This is a genomic window from Rhizobacter sp. P3_B12, assembly GCF_056402895.1.
In genome coordinates, this window is sequence record NZ_JBFUGN010001709.1 from 1 (window position 1) to 613 (window position 613).

Genomic DNA, 613 nt, shown 5'->3' on the forward strand with positions numbered 1-613 from the left:
CCTCGGTGCAGACGCGCTCCAGCGCATCGAGCGCGAGGCGCTGCGGCACCTGCGCGGCGCGTGCCAGCGCCAGCAGGTGCGTGCGCGCGGGCGCGCGGCTTTCGCCCATCACCGAGGTCTGGTGGTGACCGCGCGGACCGTGGCTGAAAACGAGGTCGTAGGCCGGTGAAAGCTGCCACATCGAGCGCTCGTTCATGCGCAGCGCAAAGTTCTTCGCGTGATCGTCGCGGTTGTGGAACACCACATTGAAGACGCAGCGCAGGAAGGCCCGGCTCACCTCGACCTCGTCGCGCGTGAAGAAGCGGGTGGCGCGCAGCACGGTCTGGTAGTCGAGCGACGGCAGGCGGAAATCCGCATGCAGTGCACCGGCGAACGAATGCACCGGCACGCGCATCGCAGCCGCCCCCGAACCCCAGCGGTCGAAGCGCTCGACGCCGAAGGCCGCCATTGCGCGGCCGAGGCTGAAGTGCTGGGTGCGCGGCATCGCGATGCCGCAGGCGCGCGCGGCGATCGAGTAGGCGTACTCGACGGCGCAGGCCTCGTGGTGCTCGCCGCGGGCGGGGAACTTGACGAGCCAGGGGGTGCCGGGCGTGTTGCCACCGGGGTCCTCGTG

The 613-nt window shown here is 70.6% G+C and carries 1 protein-coding gene; it reads right to left on the reverse strand.

Annotation, left to right across the window (positions count from 1 at the left end; all coding sequences use genetic code 11):
- The coding region (locus AC1D01_RS37800) for a type II toxin-antitoxin system HipA family toxin (protein WP_477875097.1) at positions 1–613 on the reverse strand (613 nt) is incomplete at both ends.